Origin of the sequence: Cryobacterium sp. LW097, from assembly GCF_002205495.2 — a bacterium.
GTDB lineage: Bacteria > Actinomycetota > Actinomycetes > Actinomycetales > Microbacteriaceae > Cryobacterium > Cryobacterium zongtaii.
Map to the genome: position 1 here is coordinate 2,359,782 of NZ_CP021992.1, position 18,279 is coordinate 2,378,060.

Here is an 18,279-nt window from a genome sequence, read left to right on the forward strand (position 1 = left end):
CGCCGGCGAGCTGGCTGTGCGGCGCAAGCCGGGGTCGGGCAGGACCAGGCCCGGCCGGCGCAGGTTCGCGGGCCCGTCACCCCAACCGCCGGCAACTCTTATCCGCGCAACCCGCGCTAACTGACTTAAAGGACAGATGGAATGACCGAATCCCGACCCCCGTTCCCTCCCTTCGACTTACCGTCGGCGCTGCAGAAAGTTCAGGCAGCCGAAGACGGTTGGAACAGCCGCGAGCCCGAGAAGGTCGCTCTTGCCTACACGCCTGACTCGATCTGGCGAAACCGGGACGTGCACGTCGTCGGGCGCCCGGCCATCATTGAGTTCCTCACCGCAAAGTGGCAGCGTGAGCAGCACTACGCGCTTCGCAAAGGGCTGTGGGGCTTCCGCGGCAACCGCATCGCCGTGCGGTTCCAGTACGAGTGGCACGACAATCACGGCCAGTGGTGGCGCAGCTACGGCAACGAACTGTGGGAGTTCGAGCCCAACGGCCTGATGAGCCGCCGCGAGGCATCCATCAACGACCACCAGATCACCGAGACTGAGCGTCGCGTATTCGGGCCCCGCCCACAATCCGAACACGGCGTTGACTTTCCGCTCTGGTGACACCCATGAATCAGCGCATTGAGAGAGGGCAACGAGGGTTCTCACGCTCTGCCAGCCCGAGCGACAGCGTGGCTCATATTCGGGATGCCTCATAACCGATGGTTTGTGGAGGTTCCTGTCGGCGGCGGCGTCGAGTCTCCGACTGGCCTGCCGCCGTGTGATCCGCGCGGGACGAGTACGATTTGTCGCCTCGGACCGCGTCCGGCCGGGTGCGCCGGCGGCCGATATCGTGCGCCCCAGTGCCCTTCCGTCGTCTGGCCGGCTCCGGAGCACGTGCCCGCAGATGTCAGCTGTGTGTCCCCACCACCGCGATCAGCTCGCGCGCCTGGGCAACGATGGCGTCACGCCACGCCTCGAACGTCGCATCCGTCGCGGCGAACTCGGTGTGGAAGTGCTGCATGTCGGGGGTGTGGATGTGCCCGGCCGGAATGCCGAGCCCCGCCCGATCGCGCAGCAGCGTGTTGCGGTAGGCCGACTCATTCGAGAGATAGGTGCCACCTCCGCCGCTGCGCGCGCAGGAGCCCTGGGGTGGGGGCGTCGGCTCGAGGGCAGGCGGGTATGTGTCCTCGCGCTGGGAAGTCTCCTTCTCTTCACCTGAGTCGCATCTGGGGAAATACCTGTAGTTCGTATTCCACAGCACGCCGAACGCAACCGACTCGTCTTCCCATGAATCGCCCGGCGGACGGGGAACATTCGAACCCGTGCGTGCCGCGATCATCTGCTCGATCGGTAGCGTCGACGCGGTCCACTGTGGTGGATCCGTCAATGTGTCGCCGCCACCCCAACGCTCCAGCACCTGGGTGTTGCAGCCAGGATTGTCCTTTGCCAGCTGCGCGGCGCCGGTCAAACCGGCAGGCGGACAGGGCGCAAAGTTGTCGTTGCCGGCAACGTCGCCGTGGTAACGGCCGTTCCATTGCTCCAGCGCGAACCGCGACCCGGCCGCCTGGCTCATGGTGATTGACGCATCCAACCGATCGTCGCCGGGCTCCATGAGTGGACCTACGGTGTCGTCCAGATATCCGCGCTCGAACTCGGGGTAGTTCACTGGCAGCGTGTACGCCTCGTAGCGCACCGTGGTGCCATCGGGAGCCGTCGTCGTCGTACCGTCAATCGCCAGTACGGTCGCCCCGGACGGATTACCGTAGCGAATCTGATTGCCGGCTGTTCCCGCCGCGCTGCCCGTGGCGCCACCGTCGAGAGTGAAGGGATCGAATCCGCTTACCAGCACCCGCGCCACCTGGTCGCCCGACGGCAGATCGACGTCGCGCATGCCGCGGGCCGCCCGGTCGAAGGCATCGACCAGCAACGCACGCTCTTTGGTGGAGAGGGTGAAGTCCGGGCCCCACTGATGCAGCACGGTCATGGCCTCCAGCCGCGTCCAGTACAGCGGTCGGTCGTCGCTCGCCGGCAGGTCACCGGTGACGCCTTCCGTCGATTGAGCTCGGGCGACAGCGTCCTGCCACAGCAGGGTACCCAGTCCCTCGACGACGGTCTTCGCATCGGCAAGGGACCCCTGTCCGCAGACGTCTTTGGCGAAAGCAGCGGTGAACTCACCGAATCCGGCGCCCTCGACCATCATGCGTGCGAACGTACGATCGGCGGGCCGCGACGGATCGGCCTCGTCCGGCATAAACGCCGTGAGGCGCTCCTCTTCGACTGTGACGGGCAGCGAGGCGTTGGTGCAGCCCTCGGGTGCGAACCCGGCGACGATAGTGCTGAGCTCGTCGGATGCCGACTTGAGGGCGGTCGTTGACCGCTGCTCCGGGGTGGCCACCGCTGGCGAGCATCCGACCAGCAGTACGGAACCGAGCATCAGCGCCAGCCCGGCAGCGACAGGTACCGTCTGACGCGAGCGTGCACCTGGTTGACCTTGCTGAGAGCGGCCGGATAGAGGGCGCATGCAGGATTTCCTTCCGCGCGTCCGCGGGGCGGCATAGCGCTTGGTCAAAGAGTGAACTCGAATCATTACATGCCTTTCGTTCACCTACGACGCTACGAACCAAGCCGCACCTGCACATCAGACTCCAGTCTCGAAAAAGAGCGACGAGGCAGTACCAGAGTCCACACCCGCGTAGTACTCGTGTGCCGCCCGCCGCAGTCTTTTCGGTTACGCAGTACCCGCTACTGATCGACCCCTCACCGAAAACGCTCGTAGGCGGCGCGTCAGATCGGAACGCAACTGTTGACATGTTTCGCGACCCGGAGCGCGTGGTGACGCAGCGTGGATCGCGCGCCATGGACAGCGCCTGGGCCCAGCTATCGCGCATGGTCAAATTGTGCTTGATGCGCTGAGACCTCGTCGCGGTGAGTCTCGGACCAGAACTTGAGCTGCCAGACCGTTTCGTGAAGTGACAGTCCGAGGCTGGTGAGGATATGACCGGAGTATTCGGCCGAGAGGGCTGGATCACGGCCGCCCATGCGCGTGCGACCTCTGCTACCGGCGACTGACGCATCTTTGTCGAATGCTAGTCAGGAGCACCCCTGACAACGCATGCTTGAGTGAATTGATCCACGACATGGAGGGAAATTGCGATGTCCGGCACTGACTTGGGCGACAACGACCAGACCCGCAAGGACACCAGTTACAGCCCGGCGAGCGAAACTGAAACGCAAGCCAAACAGACCGACGCCGCACCGTCAACGCTCGACCCCGAGATTGCCGACAAAGTGAATGTGGCGCCGGGAACAGGCGGTCCCGATGATGTTGGGGACGTCGCGGTAAATGAGGAGGACATCAATCTGCCGCCGTTTGGAGAGACGGTGGAACCTCCGGATTGACCCCTAACTCTTTCCTGAGCAAGGGGTGGTCGCTGATCGGACCTAGCTGATCATCGCTTGTTCGTTGTCGCTGACGTGGTGTGTCACGCACTTCGTTGCCATGTCTCGAAGGCTCATGTGCGCGCTGGCCGCGGCCGCTCGCAGGATCAGGAAGGCCTGATCCATGGGTACGCCGTGACGTTGGGCGAGAACGCCCTTGGCGGGCCGCGTTGTGTTTGTATACTCAACGAGTGAATTCAGCTGATCGAGACAATGAGCCCGAACCGGTGGGTCCTTCCGCGCAGTCATCGAGCAGCTCGATACTGCTGGCAGACGTCGGCCGGTCGCTCCTCGAAGACGAGCCGGATAGCGTCCTGGTTGACGTCGCGACGAGCGGGAATTTGGTCGCTTTTGAGGTCTTGGTGCGTCGCTATCGGAATCTGATGCGTGGCTACGCCGTCAGGATCCTGAAGTCGTCTGCCGATGCTGACGATATCGTGCAGGAGGCCCTCATTACTGCTTGGGAAAAGCTACCAACCTTAAACGATGGCGCGCACGTGAAGGCCTGGTTAATGCGTGTGGTGCGCAATAAATGCCTCGACCGAATGCGTAGGAGCGCCCCGGTGGCTGCCGAGTATGACGATGACACAACAGAAATCCTCGATACCGAGCCTTTCAAAGTCGTCGAAACGCTGCTTCAGAATGAGGCATTGGCCCTAGCCCTTGCCAATCTGCCGACCAACCAGCGCCGCGCATGGCTGATGCGCGAGTTCTCCGACTGCAGTTACGCCCTCATTGCGGATGAACTCGAAATTCCGGTATCGACTGTCCGTGGTCTCCTCGCGCGTTCACGCAGAAGCTTGGCAGGGGCGTTGGCCGACTGGCGCTGACTGTGTTTTCATCAACTCGAAAGGGAGCCTCCTCGGCTAGCTCATCATCAGCGGTACGGAAATTGAATCTGACGCGCGCTCCGTTGACTTGTAGGTCGATACTGGCGGCAAGCTGCGCCGGGTGAGAGTTCGGTGTCTCTGGGTCTTCGTGCCGCGCCAGTATCGCAAATCCGTGTCGACGACGCCCGACGAGATCCTAAGATTCGAACTGATCGACGCAGCCGGATTTCGACTTTGATTCACGACGTCACGGCGTGGCTCCTCGCCTCCAGGACGCCGGCTCGAAATATTGACATTGGCCCGTCCGGGGTGTCAGCTATGTGAAAGCGCGAGTTGAGCAGGGGGCCCACTCGCGTGTGGGGGTGCTCATGAATCTACGCAACCGCTTCAACTCACGCTGCGGTGCCCGATGAGCACCGCCGCTACGCCCCGTCGAATTTTCGACCTGGTCGACTCGCTACTCTCTGGGACGTGGCCTGTACTGGAACGCGACGCAATTGCGCTACTCGAGAGGCATTGCTGCAACGTTTTGCTCGCTCACCGGCACACTGAACGTACGGTTCGGGTTGCGCGTTGGCACTGCACCGAACTAGACATCTGGGGCGCCTGGACGACCTGTCCCCCGCACGGGATCGGGCTCAGTGTCTATCTGTCGGACACTACCGCCACCGGCCCCACCATCTCGCTCGGGTACGGCGCCCTGACCAACGAGTTCACCACTCATCTGGGAGCGCCAGAGATCATTGACCGCAACCCCTACAGCCCCCGAACATCGTGGACTCGCCACAATCTTGCCGTCAGCATCGACTCTTACACCCGAGAACACGAATGCCCCTTGATCAAACTGACTATCCAGCCGCTGACCACAGTCATCCAACACCACGTCACCCCAACCGACCAAACCGCCTGAAATCTGGGGTCCTGTCCGGCGCCTCGTTACCCACCCGCTGCCTGAACTACCGGAAAGTTGAAGGCAAGCAGCCCTGGACTTCTAATCCAGGCGAGGGCGTTGAAGCGGACGTCTCAATCGTTCCACCTAAAACGAGAGCCCGTGATGCACGACACCATCAGCAATGTCGTGCAGCTTTGAACTACTTGTGCGCGCGTAGGTGCGGAGCAAGGAGAAGGCGGCATCAATGGGCACCCCGTGGCGCTGCGCCAAAACACCCTTAGCTTGCTCGATAAGTATCCTGCTCTTCAGCGCTTGCTGTAATTGACCGTTCACCGTGCCTTGATTGCGGATGGTTTGATGCTGAACGAGGCTGATCGTTGCCACTTGAGCCAAGGCCAGCGCCAAGGCTGCGTCCTGGTCGCTAAACGGTTCGCGGGTGGAACTAAAGAGGTTAAGGCTCCCGAAAGTGTGACCGCGCAGGCGCAATGGGAAGGCATGCACGGCATCGAATCCTCGCGAGAGGGCAATCGCAACAAACTGAGGCCACCGCCCGGATTCTTCGGAGAGATTAGAAATCTCTACAGGTTCCCCGGAAACGAAGCAGTCCAGACACGGGCCCTGATCGTGACCAAGCTGGGCCTCTTCGACCTCGCTCGTACGCTCGTTGGAAGACGCCACAATGTGAAGAACTCCACCGCTGTCGGCCAGAAGAATTCCGGCGTCTGTCGCCGCGGTAAATTCGGTGCTGGCCTGGACAAGGATGTCCATGGTGTCGACGACGTCGCGGCCCGCACTTAGTGAGTCGGCGAGGAGCACAAAGACGTCTGCAAGATCAACTTCGCGTTGTGAGGAGACCATGCACACAGAGAATAGAGCGCGATCACGACGGCCGTAAAGGGCTTGCGCTCAACTGTCAAAGGCCCTACACGGATTATCGAACTGTGCTCTTGGCCCACACTGGCTCATAGACCTCAGCGGTCCCGTTCGTCAGCCCAGCCATCCAGGACTGGACAGCTCTCGGACAGTGCTAATCGAAATACAGTCCCAATGGAACGCTCTGGACACCAAAGCAAAATAGACGAAGGCAGTCCTTCGAGATTGCACAATGATCGGAATGGCTATCGACGACATTGCGGATTTTGTCCCGTCGAACCAAATGTGCTGACCGAACTCAGCCGCTCATGGGCACTGTTGCCCTGTCCTGGGCGGGTCGATTCGCGACGAGTGGGCGCGGTTCTGGGATGACCGTCATTCCTTCGGGCGTGTTCGCGGACTTGACTAACACTTCGACCCACTCCAAATCGAGGAAAGGCCATCGGCCGTCTGCGAACTTGAAGAAGAGTGGGGCGCCGGGGAATATCCAGATCGAGCCCCGCCCTCCGTCACCGTCCGTCTCATCTTTCCAGGAGAGATGAAAGCTTTCTTTTAGGTGGAGCTTGACCCCGATGGCGACCTGAAGATGAGCGAGTGTCCAGTCGTTGAAATAGATTGTGAGGCCCGAGTCGTACGTCAAGGTTCCCATGAGCTTTCCTCTCATGAAGTAATTATGGCCAGACCATAACCCCACTGCGTAGCCTCAGGGAGGGGGTTGCGCGCTCCCGCGACACTGTGTGTTCCATGCATTGCGGCGACGTCACGAGCGCTCTGGTACAGGAGCGGATCCGCACCTGCGACAATGCATGCGACGAGCTAATTGCGGTGAGCGAGAATTGCGCCGACGCGTGTCTGGCGGTGCCTGGTGACGGAAAAATCACAGCATGTTTCCTCGCCGATCTCTACTGCGTGGAAATCGCAGCGGTGACAATCAGAGTGCTGTCATGGACGACAAGCACGACTGCACAGCAGCGATCTCAGTCCTGGGCGCGTGCGTAGAAGCGTGCACATCATCAGTAGTGCTCTCCGAATTCCGACGGCCCAAGGCTGCTCCCCCCACCAGGGCGCCGATGCTAGTGATTGTGTCGATTCGCTGAGCCGGACCGGCCTAGCTGGCGATCGCCGGGATGATGGCGCCGGAGAACACCTGCCAGGCCAGCGCCGTTTTCGCGACCAGGCTCAGGGTGATGTAGGTGCGTTCGCCCTGCAGGTAGCTCTTCCACTTGCCCACCTGCTTGTATTGCAGCCACTGGTTGATGGCGAAGGTGTTGAAAAACACGAACAGGGAGATGACGATACCGACCACGAACCCGGGGGCCGCAACGTCACTGGCACTGCCCGGACGAAGGAAGTAGATCAACACCAGGATCCAGGGCACGATGCCCACCATTGACCCGAGGATGAACGGCAGCAGCCGCCCCGTACCCGGCTGCTCGTACTTCTCTTGCAGCGCGCCGAACATGATCATGGCGGCGTTGACGGCGAACACCGCGACCAGCGCGCCGATGTCGGTGACGCCGTTGATTTGTAGGATCAGCCAGATCATGATCGACGAGCTCAACGAATACTCCACCCAGCGGAAGTAGTTGTGGTTGTTCAGCAGTCCCTGCTTATAGCGTGCAAAGAACCCGGGGCTGGAAATGAGGAAGTGGAAGAAGGCGCTGAGCGCGAGGAACGCGACGACGCCGATGCCGATGTTCACCTCGAAGAGTGTCACCCGTTCCGGCGGGATCGGCACACCGGGAGGGCCGGCCAGGTAGTCGGCGGTCACGGCGAACAGAACCTGCGAGCTCAGCATGGTGAGAACCACCGTGAAGCCGATGGCCTGGATCAGATGCAGGCTTCCGGCGACAACGTTATAGATGCGCAGCCGATCGATCTGCTCGTCAGGCGTGTTGACCCTTTTGGCCATGGGACGACTCCTTCGTTCGTGGGCGCCAGGGCCCCTGAGGACATCTTGGCACCGCCGTATCCGTTATTGGTTCGACGAGTGAGGAGCGGGCTGAGGCCGCCAGTTCTCCTGTACCCGCGTTCTAGGGTTAGCGACGATCAATACTCTTGCTTCCCCGCATATCCTTCAAAAACTCCACTCGACTTGGCCTTAAGCCGAGTGCCGGATTCATGTGCCTGCCCGTTGAGCCGGTCCCCCGCTCTCAAGCCAGGTTCGCTGTCCGGAGTTTGCGTGGGGCGGGGACAGTATTGAGGATTGTTGAGGTCAGGTCGGCGTTGCGGTCGGATAATGCTCAGGTGCATTCCCACAGAGATGAGCAGAGTTCCAACGGATCGTTGCGGCGGGTCAGCCGTACTTCCGGTCACGTCTTCCGGTCGGTGGGTGGCGGGGTGTCCTTGAACAGGTCCGCTAGCCAGTTCTCGCCCCGGGATGCAGTCTTTTTGGATTGGCTGACAGGCGGGGTGTCCATATTCTCGCTCGCGGAGCTTGTCGCTCGCAGCGGGGGTAGTGACGGTGGCCGGCCTGGACGACTGCGGGCGCCGGCGAGGGCAATGGCTTTGTCCAGTTCCCCGCGATCCAACCACACCCCCCGGCAGATCGGGCAGACGTCGATCTCAACGCCGGCTCGGCGAGCGACTGCCAGCATGGCTCCGTCGTGAGGGCAGTTCATGTGTGCTCCTTTTCTGTGGCTGAACAATACGGCGGCTGGCGAAGCGGGCGAATACCCCAACATCACCAAAGGATCAGGGGTTTCGAAGAGAACAAAGGGGTGAGCGGGAACCACGCGACGCACAGTACCCCCCCCATTCGCTGACCCTTCCGGCGGGAGCCGGGAGCCGAAGTGTGGCGCGCGTGGCGCTAAAGGCCTCGACGTATACCTGCGATAGCGTCACCTCCACACCCGCCGTGCCTGCATCCCGAATTACCTCGGCGAGCATCGCCCGACGTCGGCGTTCACTCGATGCTGAGAGGACGGCCGGATCGATGCTGAATCCACCCCGTTCTGGCTGCGCGTGCACCCCGACGTGCGCGGTCCGTTCGGCCAGCACTCGTACGCCGGCAAACAGCCCCACCCAGCGGTCCCTGTCGCGGGGAAGAACGATGTGCACACACAGGTCATCGTGGCGGGTGAGCTTGAGGAGGTCTTCAGGCCACAGCTCCCCATCTAAGACCAGGCGGCCGACCGGCGCTTCGTACGCAGGGCCGCGGAGCTGGAAGTCGCGGGGAGAGTGCGTCATCGTGATCAGCTCGATTCCGGGCAGGGCCGGTCGTGCAGCTGCACCCGGGCGCCCCAGTCATCGACCGGATGCCACACCCCGGTCGCCTCAGTGGTGCGATCGATGACCGCCCGGACAGTGACCGGAATATCTCCTGAATTGCGCAGACTGCCGCATCCCGGCACCGGACCCCCGCAGGTGTCGTCAACGCCGACGGTCCACGCGACGACCAGAATGCCGGCTACCGCGAGCAGCGGCAACGCAAGCACCGCCGGCGTTACACCTCGACGGCCTCTCCGCACTGTCTGCGGTTGGGAGTCCAGATCCACCGAGGGGTCCAGGTCACTCATCGAAGCGATCCTTTCCGCCCCCGGCGGGCACTCCACGGCGGCCGAAGACCGGCTCAACCGCAGCAAGTTCCTCGTCGGTGGCGATCCGGAACGCCCCAGCGGCCTCGGCCTGCACTTCGCGTCGGCCTTGACCGCGGGTGGCGCGGAGGCTGGCCACGATGGACACCGTGATGATGGTCACGACTACGGCCAGGCTGATCGTGGTCGGGATGTAGAAGACATCCAGCAGCAGCATCTTGATACCCACCCAGATCAAGACGAAAGCGAGTCCGATCTTGAGGTAAATGAACCGATGGATCAGGTCCGCGAGCAAAAAATACATCGCCCGAAGCCCCAGGATGGCGAACGCGTTCGCGCTGAAGACCAGGAACGGTTCGCTAGTGACGGCGAAGATAGCCGGGATCGAGTCGACGGCGAAGATGATGTCCGTGATTTCCACCAGCACCAGCACGGCCAGCAGCGGGGTCGCCACCACGATTCCTGTCTTGCGGATCAGGAACTTCTGCCCGTGGTAAGCGTCGGTCATCGGCACGAACCGGCGAAACACCTTGAGAATGCGGGATTTCTCGGGGTGGACGTGGTCGTTGCGAGAGCGGAACATCCGCCACCCGGTGTAGATCAGGAACGCGGCGAATACGTACAGGATCCAGGAGAAGTTCTCGATCAGCGCGGCGCCGGCGGCGATGAAGATCCCGCGGAAAATCAGGGCGCCCAGGACGCCGAGGAACAACACTCGGTGCTGGTACTCGCGCGGGACCGCGAAAGCGGCGAAGATAATTGCCCAGATAAACACGTTATCTACCGCGAGGGATTTCTCGATCAGGTAGCCAGCGAAGTACTGCTGCCCGAATTCTGCCCCCCACAGCGTCCACACGAGCACGCCGAACGCGACACCGAGAGACACCCACACGATCGACCACACGGCGGCTTCCCGCACACCGATCACGTGAGCTTTGCGGTGGGCGACCAAGTCGACCGCAAGCATCAGCAGGATCACACCCAGGACAGCGAACCACGCCCACAGAGGGACAGTCATGACAAAGACCTCCACGAAATTATCGTGAAGGTCTCATCGGCCTTGCGGCCCTGCGCACCGGAACCCACGGAGGGAACGTATTGACGATGCGGAGCGAGGATTACTCCCCTTCTATGGATATTCAACACGAGAGGCGTGCTTCACGTCAACTGGGCCAGCCGAGGATTCCCTGAGCGAAGGATAGAAACTGCTTGTTTGACTCGCGCCGGGTATCTGGCTCGACTAGGCTCACCTCGCGGTTCAGCGGGCTGCAACACAAGAACGGTGGTTGCGGTGAAAGCTTCGGGACTCGACCTGAATTCGCGGTTGAGGCGCTACCCATGGGTGTCGCGGGCACTGAACGCGGAGGCCGTTTATGGCACCGTTTTGACCGCTGGCCTAATTTCTGCGTTCTCCCTCTACAACCCGGGACTACCCGTCCTGATCGCCCGCACTGTCGGCACCGTGTTGGTTTTTTGGGGCGCACACGTGTACGCCGAGATTGTCGGCAATCGGGAAACGAGCTGGCGGGAAGCGGTGCGTGAGGCTCTGCAACGATCGGCCGGATTACTGTGGGCCCTCATCGTCCCGGTGGTCTGCCTAGCCTCAGCCGCAGCGCTTGGGCTTTCGATGGATGCCGGCGTCGACGTCTCGCTGTGGGGTGCCGTGATCACCCTGGCCGTGTTGGGATGGTGGGCAGCCCGACAACGTCGCGCCACCCTCGTGGCAAAGCTCGCCACCGCCGCCGCCACCGCCGGCATGGGTGTCGCATTGATCGCCCTCAAAGCGCTCGTACACTGACCGATCCCTTGCCGCCAGACTGGGCCGGGCTAACTAGTGCTCTTCGCAGCCTGCGGCCCAGGTCGTAACCTGCGTCGATGGGGCCGTCACAGAGAGTTACCTCGTGAAGTGTGGCCCGACGCCCAGCGGGCTCAGCCTCAGTCGATTACGCGCCATTCGCGCACGGACTCCTCGACGGTCTTGGTTTCGAGGTCTCGGCGCACGGTCTCCAAAAGAAAGTGGGGGTCGCCGAGGTCGGCGGCAGTGCGAAGAACCTCAGCTCCGCTCGCGCGCCGGCGGATGACAAGGTCAGCGTCGACCTCGACGTAACCCCACGACGGAACAGACGTCGAGTGCGTGTACCCGATGGCTCCTCAAGCTCGGCGACCAGGTGGTTTGACGCGCGATCCATTCCCTCATCTTGAGGCATATCAAAGCGCCTCGGTTGGTGTGCCTCCTGGTTGAGGTTGAGAGACGCTCCACAAATCAGTCGGACGCCAATAGGCTGAATGGCCTACTTCCCAGAGCCGCCAGAAGTCTGGAACGTCTGCCGAGCGGCCCGAGGTCCCCAACGCGTAACGAATTTCAGCCAGCCACGCTACTTCGTTGTCGTCAATCTCTAAATGAAAACCAACTTCGCACGGGGCATGCACTGGTATTCCTGTCGGATCGATCCGCTGCTGACGGCACCCTGTCAATCGACGCCGGCCACCGTGGCTGGTAGAGGATCGCCTAACAAACTTTCGTCCGCAGCCGGCGTCTCGTATCCAACCTTCGCCACAACGGTCAAGGGGGGAGATATCGGCGCACATCGGCGTTACCGTGAACCTCATGCTCCGCAGCGAATTAATTCACGCTCTGATTCAAGAGCGGATACGTACCTGCGAAGAAGCATGTGACGAACTGGTCCGTGTGAGCGAGATGTGCGCAGAGGAATGTCTAGCAGTGACCGGTGATGGGGAAATCACCACGTGTTTCCTAGCCGACTTGTACTGCGTTGAGATTGGACTTGTGACGGCCAGGGTTCTTTCATGGACGACCAGCGCCAATCACGCAGCAGCGATCTTAATCCTGGATGCCTGCGTCGAAGCCTGCACAGAGTCCGTGATCGCATGTGAGCGAATGGCTCAGCTCCACCCCAAGTGGGCAACCTGCACAAAGGCGTGCCACCGCGTGAGTAACGCCTGCACAGACCTGCAAGTAGCCCTCTCCGTCCGATAGACGATCGCCTATCGACCGTACGCCACGCGACGAGTGCGAGGGCGACGTCGTGAAGTAGCGCGAAGCGATCCAGCTTACTCAAACGCGAATAGGCGTCTTCGGGCGGGGACTCCCCTCCCCATCGATTGCCGTAATCGATAAAGAGGCCCCGCTCGTCGCGATAGATCCCCACTGGGATCGTGGGGTGTCGGTACTCACTCATGGTTACACGCCAGTCGTCAGCGTTCTCTCCATCGAGCGATCCCTTCCGGGCCCTCCTCCGCGGCTCGAAACCCAGGGGCTTTAAGGCACTAGGTTGCGAGACACTGGCGCCAGCTGACGGCACTGTGGCGCCAGGCTCACGGGCAACGACGGGCTCGAGCATCTGCTGGCAGCAATTGCCAGTTGAAACGGGGCTGTGGTGACCAAGACCAGTTGAAAAGGTACCGGTCTAACGGCGTATTTCTCTACCGAAGAGAATCAATGTGGACACGATCACAACGACAAGCAGTACAGACCAAATCGGGCTTTCTCGGTGCCCAGCAACATTGTATTTCAGGGCCAGTATTCCGAAAATTGCTAGCAATCCCACTATCGGTATGAGAACCCTCTTCAATTTGCTCCGCTGTCTGTAGGGCGCGGCAACTCTGAAGCGAGTGGGGCCTCGAAGACCACTTCACCAGTTTGTGTCGCCGCCGGCCGGTCGTGTGTGGCCGCGCTTGCAGACGCTGATTGAGCCCCCCAAACACTGACCAAGATTAGGACACCTGCCGTGGCAAGGCTGGTCGCGCGATTCCTAACTCTCATTGCAATCCCCCTCATGGATCGAGAGCGCTCGGACGAGTGACTTACCCTGGTTCCGTCTGCAGTCTAGGCCGAACGCCATGGACTGCGACACCTCGGCCCGTGCGTAAATGCGCTTCAAACACACTCCCGTCCCGTTGAGTGCCGGCGGCGTGCCCCTCGTCGATTGAAAAGGTGGTCTTCAATATCGAGCATGCCATGGGATATGACACAGCGACGTTACAAGACACCTCACGCATGAATCGGACTGCATCCGCGGGCTGGCGCGGCCGTCTCGCGCGATCTGGGACATCGTTCACCCCGCGTTCACCGTCTTCAACCCCGAGCGAGAGACCTTTGCCAACGTCTGGTCACCGTTCCACGCTGACTTCCCGACCTTCTGCGAACACACCGCCGACGTCTTAGCCAAGTACCGCACACGTCGTTTTGGCCGCAACCAGATATGCCCACAAATGTGTTCGACATATCCAGCGTTCCGTGGGCGTTAGATACGAGACAAATCATCTGCCACTCGTCGGCTGGAGAGGAATCTCCTACGTCTCGTATCCCATGGGTTTCGAAACACTCTCGTTTCGAGACAGCTCAGCTCACACGAAAAACCGCACTCTCGCCAACGTCTGGACGCGACAACGGCCGCTTCAGAAGTTTCGAACGCAGCCTGAAACCGGCCAGCTACCAGCCCAGAGAGATGGCGCGGAGCGCCCCAACGTGGGCCGAGTACGCGATGCGGCCGCTCTTGGTGAGCTTCACGAAAGTCGAGGTACGCGAGCAAGTGGCGATGGCTGGCGCTCCGAAACCAATCACAGCGGCAACAAGCCCTGCGATCGGCGCCGCTGCAGCCCCCACCCAGATCAGCAGGAGGGCTGCAGTCACGGCTCCAACTCCGGTTGTCCCAAGTCCAGTAGCAGCTATGATCTTGCTTGTGTTACAGCTGTTCGCCCCGAATTTGCGGTCAAAGTAACCGGCGTAACACCGGAGGCGACAGGTGTTGGCGGAGGTGTTTGCGGTGCGGCATTGGCCGCAGAGTTCGCCCCAGGAACAAGGGCGACCAATCCGCCGAGCAAAAAGGCGCCTGGTGGTGACACACTTCCTGGATCGAGCAGGGGCTAGGCCTGGCTGTCGCCAGTGACGTCGTTGCTGGGTCCTCAGTAAGCTTGCGAAGTGCTTCCTCGGCCTCGCTGGATCGAGATGCGGGCGACAGATTCATAGCGGTTTCTCCAGCAGGAGAACCTCCGATCTACGCCACCTCGGCGATTCTTGCCAGGTCGATTATCCGCGCCGAATCGCGCGAACCTGGCATCGTGACTCGCACGTTGGGCGACGACATGTCTGGCGCCGACAGCGGCAGTGGCCGCACCAAGCCGGTCAGCGGCTATCTCCTGGGGACGTTGAACACCATCGCCTCCTCTGCGATCGACGCCATCTTCTGGGCTGGCCACCGTTGCGGTGGACTACGGGTCCTCCACCGCTGCGTCCGAATCAATCGATACCAGCGCAGGCGGTGGAGGCGGCATCGACTTTTACAGCGGCGCGGGTGCGGCGGCCTCGACTTGGGCGAGCGCGTTGAGGGTACGGGGGTAACCGATGTAGGCGACCAGGGCAGTGAGAACACTGATCAAGTCGGTACGACTATTGCCCACGTTGAGGTTGGCTGTCACGTGGCTTTTGACTTGGCTGTCGGCACCGCCCAGTGCGGCGAGGAGAGCGAACGTGATGAGTTCGCGGTGCCTGACATCGAAGCCGGTGCGGGTGTAGTAGTCGCCGAAGCAGTTCGCGGACAGAAACTCCTGAAAGTGGATGGTGTCGGCAGCTGACTTGGCGTAGATACCCTCGATGGTCTCTGACCCGAAGATTTCCTTCTGCTTTGCCAGCCCGGCGGCCATGCGGCTTTCGGGCGTCGTTGTCGACTGGCCCTCGACAGGAAGCGGTATGCCACGTTCCGTGAAGACTTCGTTTGTCGCAACGACGAAGTCGATCGCGCGCGCGATCCCTACATAGGCCACGGAATGATACGTCAGCTCTTTCACCTGCACAGGTGTGACACCGATCTCCAGCGCCGCGGCGAGAAGGAGCCGAAACTCGACCACGGCACCGACGGCGATCGTCGCCGCGAGCTGATAGATGAGTCGGTCGCCGCGGTCAAGATCCACGTGCCGGAGGGTCTCTCCGAACGCAAAGTCTTGGTAAAACGCGAAGAGCTCAGGGTCAGTCACCAGAAGCGACGTGCCGGTGGCTGCTTTCGTCGCGGGCAGGAGACGATCAAGTTCTTGCTGGGCTTCATCGTGGATGGTCATCGTAGTCCTTGGGCTTGTCGCTGTGACGGTGGGGTCAGGAGGGCGTCGAGGCCGCAGCACCCCGGTAGTCGTCGTCCGTGATGTGCTCGAGCCAGGATGTCGTGACGGCGGGGTCATCAGCGTTCTCGAACATCGCTAGGTGCTCCATGAATGTGCCGGCTGCTGACGCGTGCCAGTGTTCTTGGCCCGGCGGGGTGTACAGGGTCTGGCCGGGGTGCACTTCGACGATCTCGCCGTCGCGGGTGCCAAATCTGCCGACACCGCCTGTGACTCGCAGGTACTGTCCGCGGGCGTGGGAGTGCCATGCGGTGCGGGCGCCGGGAGCGAATCGAACGAGACCGACAACCATGCGCTGATCATCATCATGCGGGACTGTGATCGGATCGAACCAGACGTCGCCGGCGAATTGTTCCGGCGGGTTCTTGATGGTCGGGTGAGTCGGTTCAATATTCATGGGGTTCTTTCTTTGTGAGGGGGAGGGGGGGAGGCGCTGTCGATCCGGGTCTGGACCGGGCTAGAAGGCAATCATCACTTTGAGTGCTTCGCGGGTGTCCATCGCGCGGTAAGCGTCGGGGACGGCGTCGAGGCTGACTGTGCGGTCGAAGACCTTGCCCGGGTTGATGGTGCCGTTCAGGATTGCGGGCATGAGTTGTTCAATGTACCCACGAACCGGTGCCGGACCACCGGTGAGGGTGATGTTGCCGCCGAAGAGGCTGCTGAACCCGATCGGTGCGTCCTCGTACTGCGGCACGCCGACCCGGCTGATGACGCCGCCGGGGCGGACGATGCGGTACGCCTGCTCGTATGCGGGCATGTGGCCGACAGCCTCGAGCACCTTTCGGACGCCACGCCCGCCGGTGAGTTCGCGGACCTTGTTGATGCCCTCTTCGCCGCGTTCGGGGACGACGTCGGTAGCGCCGAATTCGATGCCGAGGTCGGTGCGGGCTTTGTGGCGGCCCATCAGGATGATGCGCTCAGCGCCGAGTTGCTTGGCGGCGAGCACAGCCATCAGGCCGACTGCGCCGTCACCAATGACAGCGACCGTGTCTCCAGAGGTGACGTCGGCGCTCGCTGCGGCGTGCCACCCGGTGCCGTAGACGTCCGAGAGCGTCAACAGCGAGCTCAGCAGCGGGGAAGTCTCCTCGACGCCCGGTACTTTCACCAGGGTGCCGTCGGCGAACGGAACCCGGATGGCTTCGGCCTGGCCACCGCCCATTCCGGGCGCATCCCAAAACCCGCCGTGCACGCAGGACGTGTACAAGCCGTCTTGGCAGAACTCGCACGTTCCGTCGGAGTAGGCGAAGGGAGCAATGACGAGGTCGCCCTTCGCGAGGGTACGCACGTCGGATCCGGTTTCTTCGACGACGCCGATGAACTCGTGACCCATAGAAACACCCCCGGGGGTGACGTCCATGCTGTGATACGGATGCAGGTCCGATCCGCAGACGCAGGCGCGCACGATTCGTACGAGCGCGTCGGTGCTGTTTTCCAAGACCGGGTCGGGGACGTCGATGATGCGCACGTCGCCGGGGCCGTACATGTAGGTGGCTTTCATGAAATCTCCAAAAATGGTGTTGATCAAATTACGAGTAGTCGCCGTGCTTGGTTGGGCCCGCGCGCGGGCCCGCCATTGTCGACCATCCACTCACTCGATGGGCACGTTCTGCCGCGCTTGGGGGTCGCGCGCAATTTCGGCGATGTGTTCCGTCGCGGCCCAGGTGGCCAGGAGGCGAAGGGCTTCTTCGGAGGAACTGCCGGGGGCGGGTGTGTACACGGTGAGGGTGTGCCCGGGATCGTCTTCGAGTTCCATGACGTGGTAGGTCAGTTCGAGCGAGCCGACGGCCGGGTGCCTGAATTGCTTCGCCCCTGAGTAGTGGCGGCGCACATCGTGGGCGCCCCACAGAGTCCGAAATTCTTCGCTCCGTACCGATAGTTCGCCGACGAGGTCGCTGAGCCCTTTGTCGAAGGGGCTGCGTCCGGCGTCGCGACGGAGGATCTGCACATTGACGTTCGCTGCACGGTCCCAGTCGGGGTAGAAGTCGTGAGCGCGGGGGTCGAGGAAGATGAACCGGGAGTGATTCGCCGGGCGGGCGCTCGTGCGATACATCTCTGAATACAAGGCGAAGCCGAGGTCATTCGCGGCAACGAGGTCCATTCTGTTGTTGCCCACGAAAGCCGCGGCACCAGTAATCGAGTCCAGCAGGTTCTGCGTCGCGGGCCGAAGGCTGTGTGTCGCAGGCTTAGGCGAACGGGTACGCCCGCCGAGATTCGCGGTGCGAGCCAGGTCGTGCAGATGGTCACGCTCGGCACGGTCCAGGTTGAGTGCGCGCGAAACAGCATCAAGGACGCTGTCAGAGACGCCGGTGAGGTTGCCTCGTTCGATGCGGGTGTAGTAGTCGACGCTCAATCCGGCGAGTCGGGCGACCTCATCACGGCGGAGCCCAGGGACCCGTCGACGGCCACCCGTCGGTTCGACGCCGGCTTGTTCCGGGCTGATCCGTGCCCGGCGCGAAACCAGGAATTCGCGCACTTCGTTGCGATTGTCCATAACCCCACGGTAGATCCCCTGACCGGCAGGAAGGGAGGTTCTGTTGTAACCCGTTTAGCCAGCACCCTCGCTACGCCCACGAGGGGCACGTTAACTAGGCGTACA

At 61.8% G+C, this 18,279-nt stretch carries 18 protein-coding genes; 5 read left to right on the plus strand and 13 right to left on the minus strand.

Annotation, left to right across the window (positions count from 1 at the left end; genetic code table 11):
* Positions 1–141 precede the first annotated feature (141 nt).
* Positions 142–603 (plus strand): nuclear transport factor 2 family protein, encoded by a 462-nt coding sequence (locus tag B7495_RS10945; RefSeq protein ID WP_088456593.1) that lies wholly within the window; start codon positions 142–144, stop codon positions 601–603.
* 286 nt (positions 604–889) lie between these two features.
* On the opposite strand, the gene B7495_RS10950 is transcribed toward B7495_RS10945, so the two are convergent.
* Entirely contained in the window at positions 890–2,416 is a 1,527-nt protein-coding gene (locus B7495_RS10950) for a hypothetical protein (RefSeq protein WP_240632208.1), read from the minus strand.
* A gap of 719 nt (positions 2,417–3,135) precedes the next feature.
* On the opposite strand from B7495_RS10950, the gene B7495_RS10955 reads away from it, so the two are divergent.
* The gene (locus B7495_RS10955; protein WP_088456595.1) at positions 3,136–3,381 is read left to right on the plus strand and encodes a hypothetical protein; all 246 of its coding nucleotides are present in this window, start codon (positions 3,136–3,138) and stop codon (positions 3,379–3,381) included.
* Between the two features lie 42 nt (positions 3,382–3,423).
* Here the strand turns inward: B7495_RS10955 and B7495_RS19630 are convergent, their stop codons facing one another.
* On the minus strand, positions 3,424–3,669 hold the full coding sequence (locus B7495_RS19630; protein WP_088456596.1) for an ANTAR domain-containing protein: 246 nt from the start codon (positions 3,667–3,669) through the stop codon (positions 3,424–3,426).
* Between B7495_RS19630 and B7495_RS10965 the strand changes: the two genes are divergently transcribed.
* A complete protein-coding gene (locus B7495_RS10965) occupies positions 3,612–4,250 on the plus strand; it encodes an RNA polymerase sigma factor (RefSeq protein ID WP_240632209.1) in 639 nt (212 codons plus the stop codon). The two genes, B7495_RS19630 and B7495_RS10965, sit on opposite strands and share 58 nt — an antisense overlap.
* Positions 4,251–5,286: 1,036 nt before the next feature.
* On the opposite strand, the gene B7495_RS10970 is transcribed toward B7495_RS10965, so the two are convergent.
* The 6 genes from B7495_RS10970 to B7495_RS10995 form a co-directional block, all read right to left on the minus strand.
* On the minus strand, positions 5,287–6,000 hold the full coding sequence (locus B7495_RS10970) for a GAF and ANTAR domain-containing protein (RefSeq protein WP_088456598.1): 714 nt from the start codon (positions 5,998–6,000) through the stop codon (positions 5,287–5,289).
* A 313-nt stretch (positions 6,001–6,313) separates the two neighbouring features.
* Entirely contained in the window at positions 6,314–6,679 is a 366-nt protein-coding gene (locus tag B7495_RS10975; protein WP_240632210.1) for an ATP-dependent DNA ligase, read from the minus strand.
* A gap of 444 nt (positions 6,680–7,123) precedes the next feature.
* Positions 7,124–7,927 (minus strand): heliorhodopsin HeR, encoded by an 804-nt coding sequence (gene heR / locus B7495_RS10980; protein ID WP_088456600.1) that lies wholly within the window; start codon positions 7,925–7,927, stop codon positions 7,124–7,126.
* 400 nt (positions 7,928–8,327) lie between these two features.
* Positions 8,328–8,699 (minus strand): zf-TFIIB domain-containing protein, encoded by a 372-nt coding sequence (locus tag B7495_RS19635; RefSeq protein ID WP_370028274.1) that lies wholly within the window; start codon positions 8,697–8,699, stop codon positions 8,328–8,330.
* A gap of 510 nt (positions 8,700–9,209) precedes the next feature.
* Complete coding sequence (locus B7495_RS10990; RefSeq protein WP_134479727.1) at positions 9,210–9,533, minus strand: hypothetical protein; 324 nt, start codon at positions 9,531–9,533, stop codon at positions 9,210–9,212.
* Entirely contained in the window at positions 9,526–10,569 is a 1,044-nt protein-coding gene (locus B7495_RS10995; protein WP_088458049.1) for a TerC family protein, read from the minus strand. Before B7495_RS10995 ends, B7495_RS10990 begins: the two co-directional genes overlap by 8 nt.
* A gap of 366 nt (positions 10,570–10,935) precedes the next feature.
* On the opposite strand from B7495_RS10995, the gene B7495_RS18820 reads away from it, so the two are divergent.
* Positions 10,936–11,349 (plus strand): hypothetical protein, encoded by a 414-nt coding sequence (locus B7495_RS18820; RefSeq protein ID WP_134408449.1) that lies wholly within the window; start codon positions 10,936–10,938, stop codon positions 11,347–11,349.
* Between the two features lie 943 nt (positions 11,350–12,292).
* On the opposite strand, the gene B7495_RS19640 is transcribed toward B7495_RS18820, so the two are convergent.
* A complete protein-coding gene (locus tag B7495_RS19640) occupies positions 12,293–12,913 on the minus strand; it encodes a DUF6226 family protein (RefSeq protein WP_370028138.1) in 621 nt (206 codons plus the stop codon).
* A gap of 709 nt (positions 12,914–13,622) precedes the next feature.
* Between B7495_RS19640 and B7495_RS19645 the strand changes: the two genes are divergently transcribed.
* The gene (locus B7495_RS19645) at positions 13,623–13,820 is read left to right on the plus strand and encodes a CatA-like O-acetyltransferase (RefSeq protein ID WP_370028276.1); all 198 of its coding nucleotides are present in this window, start codon (positions 13,623–13,625) and stop codon (positions 13,818–13,820) included.
* 1,032 nt (positions 13,821–14,852) lie between these two features.
* Here the strand turns inward: B7495_RS19645 and B7495_RS11010 are convergent.
* The 4 genes from B7495_RS11010 to B7495_RS11025 all read right to left on the minus strand — a co-directional run bounded on the left by B7495_RS11010 (position 14,853) and on the right by B7495_RS11025 (position 18,174).
* Positions 14,853–15,626: a carboxymuconolactone decarboxylase family protein gene (locus B7495_RS11010; RefSeq protein WP_088456604.1), complete on the minus strand. Its 774-nt coding sequence runs from the start codon at positions 15,624–15,626 to the stop codon at positions 14,853–14,855.
* A gap of 34 nt (positions 15,627–15,660) precedes the next feature.
* Positions 15,661–16,080 (minus strand): cupin domain-containing protein, encoded by a 420-nt coding sequence (locus B7495_RS11015; protein WP_088456605.1) that lies wholly within the window; start codon positions 16,078–16,080, stop codon positions 15,661–15,663.
* A gap of 60 nt (positions 16,081–16,140) precedes the next feature.
* Entirely contained in the window at positions 16,141–17,181 is a 1,041-nt protein-coding gene (locus B7495_RS11020) for an alcohol dehydrogenase catalytic domain-containing protein (RefSeq protein WP_088456606.1), read from the minus strand.
* Between the two features lie 90 nt (positions 17,182–17,271).
* Positions 17,272–18,174 (minus strand): helix-turn-helix transcriptional regulator, encoded by a 903-nt coding sequence (locus B7495_RS11025; protein WP_088456607.1) that lies wholly within the window; start codon positions 18,172–18,174, stop codon positions 17,272–17,274.
* Positions 18,175–18,279: the final 105 nt, after the last annotated feature.